At 76.5% G+C, this 825-nt stretch carries 1 protein-coding gene; it reads right to left on the reverse strand.

Annotated elements, in window-relative coordinates; genetic code table 11:
* Positions 1-825, reverse strand: an 825-nt coding sequence (locus tag D471_RS0121020; RefSeq protein WP_017600451.1) for an amidase family protein, incomplete at both ends; no start/stop codon positions are given.

Below are 825 nucleotides of genomic sequence, written 5' to 3' on the forward strand. Positions count from 1 at the left end.
GTCGGCGGCGGCCAGGATGATCCCGGACACCGTGGGGTCGGCCGACTCCGGCCCGCCGGACAGGAACTCGCCCACGGCGGCGTAGCGTTCGGCGACCAGCGCGCCGTCGTAGAGCAGCCTGGCCGCCTCCAGCAGGGGCGCCACGTCCACGGCCTCAATATCGACCCCCTTCTCCCGCAGGGTGTCGGCGGCGGCGTGGAAGGCGGCGCGTTCGTCGTCGCTGAGGGCGGCGAGTCCGTCGGCGGTCGGCACGGCCACGCGCGCGGGGTGACGGGGGGCGAGGCGCACGTCGGCGGGCCAGTCGCGGCTGTAGGGGTCGCCCGCGTCGGGGCCGGTCATCACCCGGAGCGCCGCCGTCCCGGTGGTCAGGTCGCGGGCGAACACGGTCACGCAGTCGTAGGGCTGGGCCGCCGGAACGACGCCGGTCGCGGGGACGAGGCCGACCGTCGGCTTGAGCCCGACGATCCCGTGCAGCGCGGCGGGCACCCGGCCGGACCCGGCCGTGTCGGTGCCGAGGGCGACGTCCGCGATCTCCAGCGCCACCGCGACCGCCGACCCCGAGCTGGAGCCGCCGGAGACCCGCTCCGGGTCGAACGCGTTGCGGACCGCCCCGTACGGGCTGCGGGTGCCGACCAGACCGGTGGCGAACTGGTCGAGGTTGGTCTTGCCGAGCACGAACGCGCCCGCGTCGAGCAGCCTCCGGACGGCGGTCGCGTCGGTGTCGGGGGTGTGGGCGAACTCCGGGCAGGCCGCCGTGGTGGGCAGCCCGGCCACGTCGATGTTGTCCTTGACCGCGACGAGCGTCCCCGCCAGCGGCAGGGGCGC

The organism is Nocardiopsis lucentensis DSM 44048 (assembly GCF_000341125.1).
Classification (GTDB): Bacteria; Actinomycetota; Actinomycetes; order Streptosporangiales; family Streptosporangiaceae; genus Nocardiopsis; species Nocardiopsis lucentensis.